This window comes from Nocardioides palaemonis, assembly GCF_018275325.1.
Classification (GTDB): Bacteria; Actinomycetota; Actinomycetes; order Propionibacteriales; family Nocardioidaceae; genus Nocardioides; species Nocardioides palaemonis.
The window spans coordinates 2,397,507-2,414,037 of record NZ_JAGVQR010000001.1; the positions used below are offsets into that span (position 1 = coordinate 2,397,507).

At 73.9% G+C, this 16,531-nt stretch carries 11 protein-coding genes; 7 read left to right on the plus strand and 4 right to left on the minus strand.

The window, feature by feature from the left end:
* Positions 1–54 precede the first annotated feature (54 nt).
* Entirely contained in the window at positions 55–1,317 is a 1,263-nt protein-coding gene (locus tag KDN32_RS11670) for a DUF6461 domain-containing protein (protein ID WP_211732223.1), read from the plus strand.
* A gap of 18 nt (positions 1,318–1,335) precedes the next feature.
* Here the strand turns inward: KDN32_RS11670 and zwf are convergent, their stop codons facing one another.
* Entirely contained in the window at positions 1,336–2,781 is a 1,446-nt protein-coding gene (gene zwf / locus KDN32_RS11675; RefSeq protein WP_211732224.1) for a glucose-6-phosphate dehydrogenase, read from the minus strand.
* Between the two features lie 33 nt (positions 2,782–2,814).
* Here zwf and KDN32_RS11680 point away from each other — a divergent pair, with 33 nt between their 5' ends.
* The gene (locus tag KDN32_RS11680) at positions 2,815–3,564 is read left to right on the plus strand and encodes an ABC transporter permease (RefSeq protein ID WP_307853975.1); all 750 of its coding nucleotides are present in this window, start codon (positions 2,815–2,817) and stop codon (positions 3,562–3,564) included.
* An 11-nt stretch (positions 3,565–3,575) separates the two neighbouring features.
* On the opposite strand, the gene KDN32_RS23325 is transcribed toward KDN32_RS11680, so the two are convergent.
* Both KDN32_RS23325 and KDN32_RS11690 read right to left on the minus strand, forming a co-directional pair.
* Positions 3,576–5,297 (minus strand): ATP-binding protein, encoded by a 1,722-nt coding sequence (locus KDN32_RS23325; RefSeq protein WP_211732225.1) that lies wholly within the window; start codon positions 5,295–5,297, stop codon positions 3,576–3,578.
* 108 nt (positions 5,298–5,405) lie between these two features.
* Complete coding sequence (locus tag KDN32_RS11690) at positions 5,406–7,097, minus strand: sensor histidine kinase (protein WP_211732226.1); 1,692 nt, start codon at positions 7,095–7,097, stop codon at positions 5,406–5,408.
* A gap of 238 nt (positions 7,098–7,335) precedes the next feature.
* On the opposite strand from KDN32_RS11690, the gene imuA' reads away from it, so the two are divergent.
* The 5 genes from imuA' to KDN32_RS11715 all read left to right on the plus strand — a co-directional run bounded on the left by imuA' (position 7,336) and on the right by KDN32_RS11715 (position 16,170).
* The gene (gene imuA' / locus KDN32_RS11695; protein WP_211732227.1) at positions 7,336–8,001 is read left to right on the plus strand and encodes a DnaE2-dependent mutagenesis accessory factor ImuA'; all 666 of its coding nucleotides are present in this window, start codon (positions 7,336–7,338) and stop codon (positions 7,999–8,001) included.
* A gap of 24 nt (positions 8,002–8,025) precedes the next feature.
* Positions 8,026–9,606 carry a Y-family DNA polymerase gene (locus KDN32_RS11700; protein WP_211732228.1) on the plus strand — a complete coding sequence of 527 codons (1,581 nt, stop codon included), beginning with the start codon at positions 8,026–8,028 and terminating at the stop codon, positions 9,604–9,606.
* Positions 9,607–9,642: 36 nt separating this feature from the next.
* A complete protein-coding gene (locus tag KDN32_RS11705) occupies positions 9,643–13,056 on the plus strand; it encodes an error-prone DNA polymerase (RefSeq protein WP_211732229.1) in 3,414 nt (1,137 codons plus the stop codon).
* A gap of 23 nt (positions 13,057–13,079) precedes the next feature.
* Positions 13,080–14,543, plus strand: coding sequence for a protein adenylyltransferase SelO (locus KDN32_RS11710; RefSeq protein WP_211732230.1), 1,464 nt, complete (start codon positions 13,080–13,082; stop codon positions 14,541–14,543).
* Positions 14,544–14,604: 61 nt separating this feature from the next.
* Positions 14,605–16,170 (plus strand): peptide chain release factor 3, encoded by a 1,566-nt coding sequence (locus tag KDN32_RS11715; RefSeq protein WP_211732231.1) that lies wholly within the window; start codon positions 14,605–14,607, stop codon positions 16,168–16,170.
* A gap of 53 nt (positions 16,171–16,223) precedes the next feature.
* Here the strand turns inward: KDN32_RS11715 and KDN32_RS11720 are convergent, their stop codons facing one another.
* Positions 16,224–16,499, minus strand: coding sequence for an HU family DNA-binding protein (locus tag KDN32_RS11720; protein WP_211732232.1), 276 nt, complete (start codon positions 16,497–16,499; stop codon positions 16,224–16,226).
* Positions 16,500–16,531: the final 32 nt, after the last annotated feature.

The following is a 16,531-nucleotide window of genomic DNA, read 5'->3' on the forward strand; positions in this document are numbered from 1 at the left end:
GCCCGTCCCGCACGCCCCGTGGCGCGGCGGCCCGCGATGCCCCACCATGGCGCCGTGAGCGTCGACGACTTCCGCTGGGTCCTGCTGTCCGGGTTGGAGGACGCCGGCTGCGTCACGGTCGTCCCCGGGGGTGACGTCGCGCAGGTCCTGGCCGCCTTCGGGGCGGTCGATGCCTCAGCCCGCCCGGCAGCATCCGTCGACGACGTCGGCGACAGGCACGCCGACGTCGTGCAGCCGATCTGCGTGGTCGAGCTGCCGGACGCGGTCGTCGTCCTCGAGGACAACGGGTTCCAGGGCTCCCGTCCCGAGGTGCTCGGCCCGGCGTCGAGGGCCGGCACCGCGTCCGTGGCGTCGTCGTTCTTCTGGAACGTCAATGCGGTCACGGCGTTCTCCGCGGCCCGGCGCGGCCGGCTGCTGTTCTCGGTGGAGCTCATCGGCGCTGCGGACGACGACCTCGGCGGTGTGCCGAAGGCGCTGCGGCCTCACGTGGTCGCGGCGGAGCAGGACGACCTGGTGCCGGCCGGCCTCGACCTGGTGCGCCGGTGGACGCGCGTCGACCTCGCCCGCGCCGCCGGGGCTGCCGGGGCTGCCGGCACCGTCTACGACACGGAGCCCCCACCGAGCAGGCTCCTCACGTACCTCCCCGGGCACGGCCACGTCCTCGGGCTGGACGACGCGCCCCACCTGCTGGCCGCGATGACCGCCGACCAGCAGCGTGCCGTGGCCCGGTGGGCGACCAGGGTGGCCGCGCGCGAGGCGAGCGTGTCCGACGAGCCCACGGTCGCCCGGGCCCGGGCCGCCCAGGCGCGGGCGGAGCTCTTCGACCGGTTGCGGGACCTGCAGGACACCGGCGAGGACCTCCCGCCGCACCCGTTCCGCAGGCTCGTCGTCGACGACGGGTGGGGCGGGGAGCTCGTCGTCCTGTCGGAGGTCGAGCGGTTGCACGTCGGGCAGCAGTCCATGGCCGTCCGGGCGTGGCAGCACGTGGTCCACCCCGACGCGTACTCGGCGGCGGTCGCCTGCCTGGACGCCGCCAGCCTGTGCTGCTCGATGGGTCGGCTCGACCGGGGCTGGACGTTCGACGAGGACGACCGGATGCGTCGCCGCGCCGGCACGACCCCGAACCCTCGCCACGAGGCGTTCGTCGACGTGGCCAGCCGCTTCCTGGCGGAGCTCCCCGGCGACCCGGACGACGCAGCGGCTCGCGCCGACGCTGGGCTGCCGTCACCACTCGGCCAGGACGAGAAGGACGCCGCCGTCCGCGCCGACCTCGAGGCCTCCGCGCGGGGCGACTTCGTCGAGTGGCAGCGGGCCTGAGCCTGCCGGCCTCCCGGCTCAGGCGCCCTCGGAGTTGGGGTCGCGCCAGCTGCGCTCGAAGGGCAGTCGCCAGGTGAACGGCGCGACGAGCTGGTGGACCTGGTTGGGACCCCACGAGCCAGGGGCGTAGGGCCGCACGACCGGCGGATTCTCCAGCAGCGGCGTGGAGACCTCCCACAGCCGCTCGATGCCCTGCGCGGAGGTGAACAGCGTGTGGTCACCGCGCACCGCGTCGTGGATCAGCCGCTCGTAGGCCTCGAGCACCGACCCGGCCCAGCCGGTGTCGTGCATCGCGAACTGCATCGAGAGCTTGTCCAGGCGCATGCCCGGACCCGGGCGCTTGCCGTAGAACGACAGCGACATCCGCGACTGGTCGGCGAGGTCGAAGGTGAGGTGGTCGGGGCCGTGGTCGCCGACCCCTGACCCGGCCGGGAACATGGTGCGCGGGGGCTCCTTGAACGCGATCGAGATGATCCGCGCGCCCTCCGCCATCCGCTTGCCGGTGCGCAGGTAGAACGGCACGCCCGCCCAGCGCCAGTTGTCGATGTAGCACTTGAGCGCGACGAAGGTCTCGGTCTCCGAGCCGGGCGCCACGCCCTCGAGGTCGCGGTAGCCGGTGTACTGCCCGCGCACCACGTCGTGCGGATCGATCGGCAGCATCGAGCGGAAGACCTTGTTCTTCTCCTCCGAGATCGCCGACGGCTCCAGCGCGGTCGGCGGCTCCATCGCGGTGAAGGCGAGCACCTGGAAGAGGTGGGTGACGACCATGTCGCGGTAGGCGCCGGTCGCCTCGTAGAAGCTGGCGCGCTGGGCGAGCCCGAGCTCCTCGGGCACGTCGATCTGCACGTGGTCGATGTGGTGGCGGTGCCAGATCGGCTCGAAGAGCCCGTTGGCGAAGCGGAAGGCCAGGATGTTCTGGGCTGCCTCCTTGCCGAGGAAGTGGTCGATGCGGAAGATCTGCGACTCGTCGAACACCTCGTGCAGCCGGCGGTTGAGCTCCCTGGCGGAGGCCAGGTCGGTGCCGAAGGGCTTCTCCATGACGATCCGGCTGCGGTCGGCGAGCCCTGCCTCGCGCAGCTGGTCGACGACGGCGAGCGCCGCCTTCGGGGGCACGCTGAGGTAGTGCAGGCGCTGGGGGTGGGTGCCGTCGGGGAAGGTCGTCTCCGCCTCCTCGACGACGCGGCGCAGTCCCTGAGGACCCTCGGCGCCGGGCGCCCAGTGCAGCAGCGGGGCGAAGTCGGGCCACGCGGCGACGTCGTCGTCGTCGCCGAACTCGCGGATCGCCTTCTCGGCGAGGTCCTGGAACGACTGGCGGGTGTGGTCCTCGAGCGAGGTGCCGACGACGCGCACCTGGCTGAGCAGACCGGTCTTGAACAGGTGCAGCAGGCCGGGCAGCAGCTTGCGGCGGCTCAGGTCTCCGGTGGCGCCGAACAGGACGACGGTGGTGGGGTGCTCGTCTGCCATGGGCACCAGCCTAGGTCGCGCTAGCGTCGTCCCGTGCCGGTCGCCGACTACGTGTTCTTCGCCGCCGGTCTGCTCGGCCTGGTGCTCACCACGATGGCGGTCGCCCGCGTCGCCGGGGTCGGGCTCGGCTGGGCGCCCCTGGTCTCGCTGGTGCGCGCGAGCGCCCAGCTCACCGTCGTCGCGCTCCTGCTGCGCGGCATCCTCACGATCCCGTGGACCGTGGTGGCCTTCCTCGCCCTGATGCTGCTCACCGCGTCGTGGACCGCCGCCGGTCGGCTGCACGAGCTGTGGCGCGGTCGACGCGCAGCGGTGGCCGGCGTGCTGGCGGGTGCGTCCATCGCGTTGGCGATGATCCTGGCGCTCCGGCTCGTCGACCCCGAGCCGCGCTACCTCGTGGCGGTGGCCGGCATCGTCATCGGCAACGCCATGTCGGCGGCCACGCTCTCGGGACGCAACTTCCTGCGGGCGCTGCGCCACCGCCACGACGAGGTCGAGGCGTGGCTCTCGCTGGGAGCGACTCCGTCGCAGGCCCACCTCGAGATCGGTCGCGAGTCCGTGCGGGAGTCGCTGCTGCCCAACCTCGACCAGACCCGCTCCACCGGGCTGGTCACCCTCCCCGGCGCCTTCGTCGGCGCGCTCTTCGGCGGCGCCAGCCCTGCCGTCGCCGCGCAGTTCCAGCTCGTCGTCCTGGCCGGCATCGCGCTGGCCATGGTGGTGACGGGCGTGGTCGTGACCCGGCTGCTGGGGCGCTCGCCGTACGTCCTCGCGGCCGACGAGGCCTGAGCAGCCGCGTCTCAGCCCAGGGCGGCGACCCCCGAGCGCCTCAGGGCGACCGAGACCTCGAGCGTGCTGCCCGTGCCGACCGCGCTGCGCACCTCGATCGCGCCTCCCATCGCCTCCACCAGGCGACGCGAGATGGTCAGCCCGAGGCCGGACCCCTCGTAGGGTCGGGTGGGCGACCCGTCGGCCTGGGTGAAGGACTCGAAGACCGCGGCCAACCGGTCAGAGGGGATGCCGACCCCGGTGTCGGTCACGCTGAACAGCACCCGCGTCCCTCCGGTCGTGGGCTCCGTGCCCACGGTGGCGACCCGCAGCCCCACGCTCCCCGACGGTGTGAACTTCACGGCGTTGTCGAGCAGGTTGCCCAGCACCTGTTGCAGGCGCAGCGCATCGCCCACGACGCCGGACGGGACGTCGGCGTCGCGGTGCCACTCCAGCCGCAGGCCGGCCCGGTCCGCGACCGGCCGGTAGACGTCGAGCAGCTCGTCCAGCACCCGGTGCAGGTCGAAGGGGCGGGAGTCCAGCTCGAGGCGGCCGGCCTCGATGGCCGAGAAGTCGAGGACGTCCTCGACCAGCCCGCGCAGCCGCGTCGTCGCCCGCCTCATCCGGTCGACGAGGAAGGTCTGCTCGTCGTCGAGGTCGCCCTCCTCCAGCATCTCCATCGCGCCGACCAGGGTCGTCAGCGGGGTGCGGATCTCGTGGCTCATCGTCGCGACGAACATCGACTTGGCGCGCGACGCGTCGAGCGCTGCGTCCCTGGCCGCGACCAGCTCCCGCACGTGCCGCTCCTCCGAGCGCATCAGGCGCGCGGTGCGCACGAAGGCCAGGGCGAGCAGGGCTGTCGAACCCGTCGCCAGCACCCAGGGGTCCCCGCCAGCGCCGTCGAGGTGGGCGACCACCTCGAGCGCCGGAGGTACGGCGAGCGGGGCGATCGCGATCAGCAGCGAGACCCGCCACCGGTGCCGGACGTCCTCCTCGGCGGCCGGTCCGTCCTCCAGCCGCACCCGCCACACCGCGCGAGCCAGCAGCACGGGCGCGACCATCCAACCCAGCTCGATCAGCAGCAGGGCGGCGGGGTGATGCGCGACGAGCGTCGCCGTGTCGGAGAGCAGCCAGACGCCGACCCCGAGCGCGAATCCGGGGTCGAGGGCGCGCCGGCCACGCCCGCTCAGCAGCACGCGGGCCACGATGGCGAGCAGGACGGCGTCCAGGACCGGGTAGGCGGACCACACCACCTTGGCGAGCGTGCTGAGGCCGTCCTGGGCCAGGATCGACCCGATCGCGAGGTGCCAGAAGACCAGCACGCTCACCACCACGACGGTCAGGGCGTCCACGAGGAACCCCGCGTCGGGGCGGCCACCTGGCCGGCTGCGCGCCAGCACCACCCACACCGCACCGCACAGGGCGACGTAGCTCGCGAACCACGCGGGGTCGGCGACCGAGACGTTGGTGGGCCGGCCGAGGAAGTCGAGCAGGTCCCAGAGCAGGTCGCCGAGCGCGGTCAGTGACACGCCGAGGGCGATCAGCCGCGGCACCAGCCTCGAGCCGCGCGGCGCACGCTCGGCGCCCACCCAGGCGGCGATGCTGGCGCCGACGAGGACCCCGTCGTAGCTGAGCCGGTCGAGCCAGTAGCCGTCGTTGACGGCGTAGACGACCATCGCGACGAGCAGGGCGAGCGCCGCTGCTGCCTCGCCGCGGGACACGGCGACGCGATCGAAGACGCTCCCGCGCACCACGCCACCCCCTTGTCCCGGAACCGACGGTCCCACGCCACGACTGTGCCGCGTGAGGCTTCGTGCGGCACAGGGTCCAACGTCCTCAGCAGGTGGCCCGAACGGGCCAGCTCAGCCGCGCGCAGCGACCCCGGTGCGCTGCAGTGGCACCGAGACCTCGAACGTGCTGCCCTCGCCGACTGCGCTGCGCACCTCGACGGTGCCGCCCATCGCCTCGACGAGGCGTCGGCAGATGGTCAGCCCCAGCCCGGAGCCCTCGTAGGGGCGGGTGGACGACCCGTCCACCTGGGTGAACGACTCGAAGACGGCAGCGCGCCGGTCGGCCGGGATGCCGATCCCCGTGTCGGTCACGCTGAAGAGCACGCGCGTCACCCCGCTCGCCGGGTCCGTGCCGAGGGTGGCGACCCGCAGCCCCACGCTCCCCGACGGCGTGAACTTCACGGCGTTGTCGAGCAGGTTGCCCAGCACCTGCTGCAGGCGCAACGTGTCTCCGGCCACGTCCGCCGGGACGTCGGCGTCGCGGTGCCACACCAGCCGGAGACCGGCCCGGCTCGCGACCGGCTGGTAGACGTCGAGCAGCTCGTCCAGCACCCGGTGCAGGTCGAAGGGGCGGGGGTCCAGCTCGAGGCGGCCGGCCTCGATGGCGGAGAAGTCGAGGACGTCCTCGACCAGCCCGCGCAGCCGCGTGGTCGCACGCCCCATCCGGTCGACCAGGAACGCCTGGTCGTCGTCGAGGTCGCCCTCCTCCAGCATCTCCATGGATCCGACGAGCGAGGTCAGCGGCGTGCGGATCTCATGGCTCATCGTCGCCACGAACATCGACTTCGCGCGCGACGCCTCCAGCGCCGCGTCCCGCGCCGCCTCCAGCTCGCGCACGTGTCGCTCCTCCGAACGCATCAGGCGTGCGGTGCGCACGAAGGCCAGCGCCAGCAGGCTCGCCGAACCCGATGCGAAGGGCCACGGCTGGCCGGCGCCGTCGCGCAGGTGGCTCGCGAGCTCGAGGAGCGGGGGGACGCTGAGGGGGGCGATGGCGATCACCAGGGCTGCCCTCCACCCGTGGCCGCGGGCCTGGGCGGGCGTGGCACCCGTCGGCTTCCGCCATGCCGCGCCGGCGAGGAGCACCGGCGCCAGCATCCAGCCGGCGTCGATGGCCAGCTGCGCCGTCCCCTCGTAGGCGAGCACCAGGGGGCCGGTGTCCGACAGCAGCCAGAGCACGACGCCGGCTGCGAACCACACGTCGATCGCCTCCCGTGCCCGGGCGCTCGTGAGTGCGCGCACCACCAGGGCGAGCAGCACGGCGTCCACGATCGGGTAGGCCGACCACACGACCTTGGCGAGGGCGGTGAGGTCGTCCTGCTTCAGGATCGAGGTGACGGAGAGCTGCCAGAACACCAGCACGCTCACGACCACGATCGTCGCGGCGTCGACGAGGAAGTCGACGTCGGGGCGACCTCCCGGACGGCTGCGAGCGAGCACCACGCCGACCGCCGCGATCAGGGCGACGTAGCTGGAGAACCAGGCGGGATCGGCCAGCGAGACGTCGGTGGAGTAGCCGAGGAAGTCGAGCAGGTCCCAGAGCAGGTCGCCGAGCGTGGACAGGGTCACTCCGAGGGCCACGAGGGACGGGACCAGGCGTGCGCCGCGACTCGCCCGGGACACACCGATCCAGGCGCCGAGGGACGCCGCGACGAGGGTGCCGTCGTAGCAGAGCCGGTCGACGAGGTAGGAGTCGTTGACCGCGTACACGGCCAGCACCAGCACCAGTGCGAGGCCGACGACGACCTGGAGCCGACTCACCTGCATGCCACCCCGTCCGTCAGGACACCCGGCGACGTCCCCACCCATGGCACCCCCTCGTGTCCCTCGGTGGACAGACCGTCCCACAGGACGTCCACACCACGTGCACGTAAGGTCCAGACAGGACCAGATGTCCGCGTCGGGTGGCACCCCCGAGCCATCCGTCATGGTCCGTTCGTGTCGTTGCTGCCCCGTGCCAGCACACCCGCTTGACTGGTTCGAACGCCTGTTCGATGATGGAGCCATGTCCTCCGCCCGCTCGATCACGACGCTCGACCCGTCGCGATCGGTGGTCGAGCAGCTGCGCGAGCGGGTGGCCGCGATGGAGCGCAAGCCGGCGGGAGAACCGGTCGCGACCCTACCCGGGCTGGCCGACGCGGTGCCGCTGCGCGCGGGGGCGACCTACTCCGTCGACTCCGCCTCGCTCGGTCTCGCGCTGGCCGCCGGGGCGTCGCGTGCCGGCGAGTGGGTCGGCTTCGCCGGCTGCGCCGACTTCGGCGCCGAGGCGGCGGTCGAGCTGGGCGTCGAGCTCGCCCGCACGGTCCTGGTGCCCGATCCCGGTGACCACTGGCTCGAGGTGACCGCGGCCCTCGTCGACGTGCTCCGCGTCGTCGTGCTCCGACCGCCCGGCCGGGTCGACGAGCGCACCGCCGGCCTCCTCGAGTCGCGGCTGCGGACCCGGTCGTCGGTGCTCGTCGTGCGCGGCGCCTGGCCGCGCGTCGAGGCGCGGCTGAGCACCGAGCGGTCGAGCTGGTTCGGCCCCACCTCGGGGCCGGGCGTGCTGCGTGAGCGCCGTGCCCGGGTGCTGGTCCACCGTGGCGCCCGTCCTCCCCAGCCGCTCGACCTGACCTGGCCCGGGGTGCACCGCCTCGACGCACCGGTGCGCGAGGTCCGTCGTGCCTCGGGGTGAGGCCACCACCAGCAGGGGCGTGCGATGCGGGTGATGGTGGTGTGGTGCCCCGACTGGTCGGTGGTCGCCGCCCTCGACGAGGCAGGGCGCTCGCTGCGCGCGCCCGCAGCCGTGCTCGCCGCCAACGTGGTGGAGGTCTGCAACGGCCCGGCCCGTGCGGAGGGCGTACGTCGTGGCCACCGCCGCCGCGACGCCCAGTCGCGCTGCCCCGAGCTGCTGCTCCTGCCCGCCAACCCCGACCGCGACGCGCGCGCCTTCGAGCCGGTGCTGGCCACCGTCGAGGACCTGCGGCCGGGGGTCGCGGCCCTGCGGCCCGGTCTGCTCGCCGTCCGGGCACCCGGCAGCTGGTACGGCTCGGAGACCGACGCCGCCGCGACCACGTGCCAGGCGATCGTCGAGACCGGCGTCTGGGACGTGCGCATCGGCATCGCCGACGACCTGTTCACCGCCGAGCAGGCGGCCCGGACAGCAGACGTCCAGTCGTGGTCGGTCGTCCCGGACGGCGGCTCGGCGGCGTTCCTGCGCGGGCTGCCCGTCCAGGTCCTGCAGGACGACGGACCGCGGGGTCGCGAGCTCGTCGGGCTGCTGCAGCGCCTCGGCCTGCGCACGCTCGGCGACCTCGCCGACCTGCCCGGCGACGCCGTGGAGCACCGCCTCGGTGCCTACGGCGCCACGGTTCGGCGCCGGGCGCGCGGCGAGGACCGAGCCCTCTTCGCCGCCCGCACTCCCCCACCCGACCTGGAGGCGGAGGTGCCGTTCGAGCCGCCTCTGGAGTCGGTCGAGGCGATCACCTTCAGCGTCCGCACGACGACCGAGCGGTTCGTCGAGCAGCTCGCCCGCCACCAGCTCGTCGCCACCGCGGTGCGGGTCGAGGCGTGGGCGGACGGCGTCGTCTGCTCCTCGCGCGCGTGGCTGCACCCGCGCCACTTCACCGCGCGCGACCTCGTCGACCGGGTCCACTGGCAGCTGCAGTCGGCCGGCACGGTCGAGGGGTCGGTCGGCGCGCTCCGGGCGCGCAAGGACTCCGGGGCGGTCCGGGCGCCGGTCGAGCGGGTGCGGTTCGTCCCCGAGGTCGTGGAGCCGGCCGCGGCCCACGGGGAGGCGCTCTGGGGCACCGCGTCCGACGACCTGGTCGAGCGCGGCGTGGCCCGCGTGCAGGGCATGGTCGGCTTCGAGTCGGTGCGCCGGCCCGTCCTCCAGGGCGGACGCAGCCCCGCCGCCCGGCAGGCGCTGGTGCCGTGGGGCGAGCGTCCCGTCGACCTGCGTCCTCTCGACCGGCCGTGGCCGGGCAGGGTGCCGGGACCGGCGCCGGTCCGGGTGTTCGCCGCTCCCCCGGCCGCCGAGGTCGTGGACGACGCCGGCCACCTCGTCGCCGTCACCGACCGCGGCGTGGTCAGCGGCGAGCCGCGCCGCTTCCGCGTCGCCGGCGGCGTCCTGCCCTGGCAGCCGGTGACGGCCTGGGCGGGCCCGTGGCCCACCGACGAGGGGTGGTGGTCCGGCGGCGCCGGACCGACCGCACGGTTCCAGGTCGTCGGTGCCGACGGCCGCGCCTGGCTGCTCGTCCGCTCGCCGGAGGGCTGGTCCCTGGAGGCGGCCTATGACTGAGCCGACGCCGGGGCAGACCGTGGGCGAGGAGGGCTGATGGGCTGGAACAACCCCGCCATGCACTGGAAGGAGCTCGAGCGCCGGCTCAGCGGGCTCCCCGGCGCCGACGACGCCCCCGTCTCGCGACGCAAGCGCGCAGCTGTCGAGCCGCCGCGCATCGAGCGGCCCGCCCGGGTCACGCCCTACGCCGAGCTGCACTGCCACAGCCACTTCAGCTTCCTCGACGGAGCGAGCTCGCCCGCCGAGCTGGTCGAGGAGGCGGTCCGGCTCGGCCTGCACGCCCTGGCGATCACCGACCACGACGGCTTCCACGGTGCCCCGATGCTCGCCGAGGCGGCGGCCGCCCACGGCCTCCCCACGGTCTACGGCGCCGAGCTGTCGCTCGGGCTCAGCGGCCCGCAGAACGGCGTTCCCGACCCCGAGGGCAGCCACCTGCTGGTGCTGGCCCGCGGCGTCGAGGGCTACCACCGGCTCGCGGCCGCGATGACCGACGCGCACCTGCGCGGCGACGAGAAGGGCCGCCCGGTCTACGACCTCGACGAGCTCGGCGAGCAGGGCCGCGGCCACTGGGTGGTCCTCACCGGCTGCCGCAAGGGTCTGGTGCGACAGGCGCTCGCCGCGGGCGGCGAGGCCGCGGCCTCGGAGGCGCTCGACCGGCTCACCTCCCTCTTCGGCCTGCGCGACGTGCTGGTCGAGCTCTCGCCGCGCCCCGGCGCCGACGCGACCAACGACGTCCTGGCCCGGCTCGCCGGCGTCCATGGCCTCGACCTCGTGGCGGCCGGCAACGTCCACCACGCCACCCCGCAGCGCCACCGGCTCGCCTCGGCGATGGCGGCCGTCCGGGCCCGCCGCAGCCTCGCCGACATGGACGGCTGGCTCGACCTCGGCGGCTCGTCCCACCTGCGCAGCGGCGCGGAGACGGCGGCCGCCCTGGCCGCCCACCCCGACGCGGTGACCCGCAGCGTCACCCTCGCCGACGAGCTGGCCTTCGACCTGCGCAAGGCCTCGCCCGCGCTGCCCAAGCGGCAGATCCCCGAGGGTCACACGGCCGACTCGTGGCTGCGGGTCATCGCCGAGCGCGGCTTCGCCGAGCGCTACGTGGGGACGCCGCACGAGGCCGAGGCGCGCGAGCGGCTCGAGCACGAGCTGCGCGTCATCTCCGAGAAGGACTTCGCCGGCTACTTCGTGATCGTCCACGACATCGTCGCGTTCGCCCGCGAGCGCCGGATCCTGTGCCAGGGCCGCGGGTCCGCCGCGAGCTCCGCGGTCTGCTACGCCCTCGGCATCACCGCCGTCGACGCGGTGTTCTACAAGCTCCCCTTCGAGCGGTTCATCTCCGCGCACCGCGACGAGGAGCCCGACATCGACGTCGACTTCGACTCCGACCGGCGCGAGGAGGTGATCCAGTGGGTCTACGACACCTACGGGCGCCGCAACGCCGCCCAGGTCGCCAACATCATCACCTACCGCCCCCGGATGGCGGTGCGCGACGCCGCCAAGGCGCTCGGCTTCTCCCCCGGCCAGCAGGACGCCTGGTCCAAGCAGGTCGACGGCTGGCCATCCATGTCGAACGGGGGGCGCGTGGTGACCGGCGACGCAGGCGACGCCTCCGCCCACGACATCCCGGACCCGGTCGTCGCGCTGGCCGAGGAGCTGATGGGCGCTCCGCGCCACCTCGGCATCCACTCCGGCGGGATGGTGCTCACCGAGCGTCCCATCGGCGAGGTCTGCCCGATCGAGCGCGCCCGGATGGACCGCCGCACGGTGCTGCAGTGGGACAAGGACGCCTGCGAGTCGATGGGGCTGGTCAAGTTCGACCTGCTCGGGCTCGGGATGCTCGGCGCCCTCGACCACATGATGCGGCTCGTCGCCGAGCATCTCGGCGAGGAGTGGGACCTCGCGTCGATGCCCAAGGAGGAGCCGGCCGTCTACGACATGCTCTGCCGCGCCGACTCGATCGGCGTCTTCCAGGTCGAGAGCCGCGCCCAGATCGGCACCCTCCCCCGCCTGCGGCCGCGTGAGTTCTACGACCTCGCCATCGAGATCGCGCTGATCCGTCCCGGTCCGATCCAGGGCGGCGCGGTGCACCCCTACGTCCGCCGCGCCACCGGCCAGGAGCCGGTGACCTACGACCACCCCGAGCTGGTGCCGGTCCTCGAGCGCACCAAGGGGGTGCCGCTGTTCCAGGAGCAGCTGATGGCGATGGCCGTGACCCTCGGCGACTGCACCCGCGACGACGCCGACCTGCTGCGCCGCGCGATGGGCTCCAAGCGCGGCGTGGAGCGGATCGAGTCGGTCAAGGCAAAGCTCTACTCCGGCATGGAGCGGCGCGGCATCACCGGTGACCTCGCCGACTCGATCTACGTCAAGATCCTGTCCTTCGCCAACTTCGGCTTCGCCGAGTCCCACGCGCTGTCCTTCGCACTCCTGGTCTACGCCTCCTCCTGGTTCAAGCTCCACTACCCCGCGGCGTTCCTCGCCGGGCTGCTGCGCAACCAGCCGATGGGCTTCTACTCCCCGCAGTCGCTCGTCGGCGACGCGCGCCGCCACGGCGTCGAGGTGCGCCGACCCGACGTCACCCGCTCGGCCGCCCAGGCCGACCTCGAGCCGCTCGTCGTCGGCCCGGCGCGGGCCGGCGGCCGCGCCGCCTGCTGCCAGCCGCGGTTCGAGCGGGTCGAGTGGGTGCCCGGCACGCCCGACCCGGTGCCGGACCACCGCCGCGACGGCGGCCACGCCGTACGCCTCGGGCTCGACTCGGTGCGCGGCATCGGCCTCGACGTGGCGCGGCGCATCGTCGCGGCGCGCGAGGAGGCGCCGTTCACCGGCGTCACCGACCTGTCGCGGCGGGCGGGGCTCACCTCCGCCCAGCTCGAGGCGCTCGCCACCGCGGGTGCGTTCGACGCCTGGGGGATGCAGCGCCGCGAGGCGCTGTGGGCGGCAGGCTTCGCCGAGGCCGCCGACCACCTGCCAGGCGTCACGCCCGCCCCCGCCGCGCCGACCCTGCCCGGGATGAGCGAGCCCGAGATCACCCTCGCCGACCTCTGGGCCACCGGCATCTCGCCCGAGCGCCACCCCGTCGAGCACCTGCGCGACCAGCTGCGCAGCGCGGGGGTGCGCTCGGTCGCCGACCTCGCCACCACCGAGGCCGGGCGCCGCGTCCACGTCGGTGGCCTGGTCACCCACCGCCAGCGCCCCGGCACGGCGATGGGCGTCACCTTCCTCAACCTCGAGGACGAGACCGGGATGCTCAACGTGGTGTGCTCGGTCGGGGTGATGAAGGCCCACCGCCAGGCCGCCCGCAACCGGGTGGCGGTGGTGATCCGCGGCCGGCTCGAGCGCAACGAGGGCGTCACCAACCTCGTCGCCGACCGGGTGGAGCCGATCGACGTGGTGGTGCCCGGCGCCGGCGCGGTGCTCCAGGCACGCGCGTCCTCGCGCGACTTCCGCTGAGGGCTCCCGCGTATCGTCGAGGAGTGACGTCCGCACCGGCCCCCACCCTCGCCCTCAGCCACCGGTTCGCGCAGGACCTGCCTGAGCTGGCACTCCCCTGGCAGGCCCGCGAGACGCCCGACCCGCGGCTGCTCGTGCTCGACGAGCGGCTCGCCGCCGACCTCGGGCTCGACCCCGACTGGCTGCGTACGCCCGACGGCGTGGGGCTGCTCACCGGCACCCGCCTCCCGGACGGCGCGACCCCGGTGGCGCAGGCCTACTCCGGCCACCAGTTCGGCGGCTGGTCGCCGCGCCTCGGCGACGGCCGCGCCCTCCTGCTCGGCGAGCTGCAGGACACCTCCGGACGGCTCCGCGACCTGCACCTCAAGGGCTCGGGCCGCACCCCCTTCTCCCGCGGCGGCGACGGGCTGGCAGCGGTCGGTCCGATGCTGCGCGAGCACGTCGTCAGCCAGGCGATGCACGCCCTCGGCATCCCCACCACTCGCTCGCTCGCGGTGGTCGCCACCGGCGACGTCGTGCACCGCGAGACCGTGCTCCCCGGCGCCGTGCTGGCCCGCGTGGCGAGCAGCCACCTGCGCGTCGGCTCCTTCCAGTACGCCGCCGCGACCGGCGACACCGACCTGCTGCGTCGCCTGGCCGACCACGCCATCGCCCGCCACCACCCGGCCGCCGCCGACGCCGGCCACCCCCACCTCGCCCTGCTGGAGTCGGTCATCGCCGCCCAGGCCGCGCTGGTCGCACAGTGGATGCTCGTCGGCTTCGTCCACGGCGTGATGAACACCGACAACACGACGATCTCCGGCGAGACCATCGACTACGGCCCGTGCGCCTTCGTCGACGCCTTCGACCCCGCCGCGGTGTTCAGCTCCATCGACACCGACGGCCGCTACGCGTTCGGCCAGCAGCCGGTCGTGCTGGAGTGGAACCTCGCGCGGTTCGCCGAGACCCTGCTCCCGCTGCTCGCCGACGAGCAGGAGGCGGCCGTCGCGGTGGCCGTCGACGCGCTGGGCCGCTTCCGTCCGCTCTACTCGGCCGCCTGGACGGCCGGCATGCGCGCCAAGCTGGGGCTGACCGACGACGTCGCCGGCGAGACCGTGTCGGACCTGTCGGGCGACCTGCTCCGGCTGATGGCCGACCACCACGTCGACCACACCTCGTTCTTCCGCCGACTGGGCCGGGCCGCCCGCGGCGACGCGGAGCCGGCCCGGAGCCTGGTCCTCGACCTCGCTGGCTTCGACGCGTGGGCCGACCGCTGGCGCGCGCTCGGCCCCGACGCGGTCGTGATGGACCGGACCAATCCCGCCTACGTCCCGCGCAACCACCTCGTCGAGGAGGCGCTGGACGCCGCGACCGACGGCGACCTCGACCCGCTGGAGCGGCTCCTCGAGGCCGTCACCACGCCCTTCGACGAGCGTCCCGGCCTCGAGCGGTTCCTCGAGCCGGCGCCCGCGTCGTTCGGGGCGTACCGCACGTTCTGCGGCACCTGAGCCCGTTCCGGGCAGCGCCGCCGAAGCGGTCCCGGAGCCGGTCGGCCGGTAGATTCGGGCGGTGCCCGACACCCGCCCCCGCCGTACGTTCGCCGTCATCAGCCACCCCGACGCCGGCAAGTCGACCCTCACCGAGGCGCTCGCCCTGCACGCCCGGGTGATCACGGAGGCAGGTGCGGTCCACGGCAAGGGTGACCGGCGCGCGACGGTGTCGGACTGGATGGCGATGGAGAAGGCACGCGGCATCTCGATCACGTCGGCGGCGCTGCAGTTCGTCCACCAGGACCACGTCATCAACCTGGTCGACACCCCCGGCCACAGCGACTTCTCCGAGGACACCTACCGGGTGCTGTCGGCCGTCGACTCGGCCGTGATGCTCGTCGACGCCGGCAAGGGACTCGAGCCGCAGACCCTCAAGCTGTTCAAGGTGTGCGCGCTGCGCGGCATCCCGGTCATGACGGTCATCAACAAGTGGGACCGTCCCGGCCTGTCGGCCCTCGAGCTGATGGACCTGATCCAGGAGAAGATCGGCCTGCGGCCCACCCCGCTCACCTGGCCCGTGGGCGAGGCGGGCGACTTCCGGGGGGTCATCGACCGCCGGACCGGCGAGTTCGTGAAGTACACCCGCACCGCCGGCGGCGCCACCCGCGCCCCCGAGCGCCGGATGGACGCCGCCGAGGTCGAGGAGGCCGACGCGCTGCCCTGGGCCACCGCCGTCGAGGAGCACGAGCTGCTCTCGCTCGACGAGGCCGACCACGACCAGGAGCGGTTCCTCGCCGGCGAGACCACCCCGGTCATGTTCGCCTCGGCGCTGCAGAACTTCGGCGTCGCCCAGCTGCTCGACCTGCTGCTCGACATCGCGCCCGACCCCGGCCCGACCGCCGGCGTCGACGGCAGCGTGCGCCAGGTCGACGACCCGTTCAGCGCGTTCGTCTTCAAGGTGCAGTCGGGCATGAACAACGCCCACCGCGACCGGCTCGCGTACGCCCGCGTCGTCTCGGGGACCTTCGAGCGCGGCATGGTGGTCAACCACGCCGCCACCGGCAAGCCGTTCGCGACGAAGTTCGCCCAGTCGGTCTTCGGGCGCGACACCGCAGCGGTCGAGACCGCGCGGCCCGGCGACATCATCGGGTTCGTCAACGCCCAGGCGCTGCGCGTCGGCGACACGGTCCACGTCGGTGAGCGGATCGAGTACCCGCCGGTCCCGAGCTTCGCCCCCGAGCACTTCGTGACCGCCAGCGCCGGCGACATCGGCCGCTACAAGCAGTTCCGGCGCGGGATCGAGCAGCTCGACCAGGAGGGCGTGGTCCAGGTGCTGCGCTCGGACCTGCGCGGCGACCAGAACCCGGTCCTCGCGGCGGTCGGTCCGATGCAGTTCGAGGTCGTCGAGGACCGGATGACCCACGAGTTCAACTCGCCGATCCGCTTCTCCCGCCTCGACTACCAGGTCGCCCGCCGCACCGACGCGGCCGGCGCGGCCGCCCTCGCCGGCAAGCGCGGCGTCGAGGTGCTCGAGCGCAGCGACGGCACCCGCCTCGCGCTGTTCGTCGACCAGTGGCGCGCGATGGTCACCGCCCGCGACAACCCCGACATCATGCTCGAGGCGCTGCCCGCCGGCGGCAGCTGAGACGACGAAGGGGCCCGCCGGACGGCGGGCCCCTTCGTGCTGGGTGGTGCGACTCAGCCGTTGAGCGCGGTCTTCAGCGCGGTGGCGGGCTTGAAGCCGGCGCTGCGGGACGCGGCGATCTCCATGGTCTCGCCGGTCTGCGGGTTGCGGCCGGTACGAGCGGCACGCTCGCGCACGTCGAACGTGCCGAAGCCGGGGACGGCGACCTTGTCGCCGGCCTCGAGGGCCGACGCGACGGCGCCGAAGACGGCGTCGAGCGCCTTCTCCGCGTCGGACTTGGACAGGTCGGTCTTCTCGGCGACGGCGTCGACGAGCTCACGCTTGTTCATGCTCTCTCCTTGTTCGAAGTCATGGGGTGACG

Coding starts and splice junctions, on each gene's coding strand:
- zwf (WP_211732224.1), bottom strand. CDS start 2,781: ATGGCAGACGAGCACCCCACCACCGTCGTCCTGTTCGGCGCCACCGGA.
- KDN32_RS11690 (WP_211732226.1), bottom strand. CDS start 7,097: ATGCAGGTGAGTCGGCTCCAGGTCGTCGTCGGCCTCGCACTGGTGCTG.
- imuA' (WP_211732227.1), top strand. CDS start 7,336: ATGTCCTCCGCCCGCTCGATCACGACGCTCGACCCGTCGCGATCGGTG.
- KDN32_RS11700 (WP_211732228.1), top strand. CDS start 8,026: ATGCGGGTGATGGTGGTGTGGTGCCCCGACTGGTCGGTGGTCGCCGCC.
- KDN32_RS11705 (WP_211732229.1), top strand. CDS start 9,643: ATGGGCTGGAACAACCCCGCCATGCACTGGAAGGAGCTCGAGCGCCGG.
- KDN32_RS11720 (WP_211732232.1), bottom strand. CDS start 16,499: ATGAACAAGCGTGAGCTCGTCGACGCCGTCGCCGAGAAGACCGACCTG.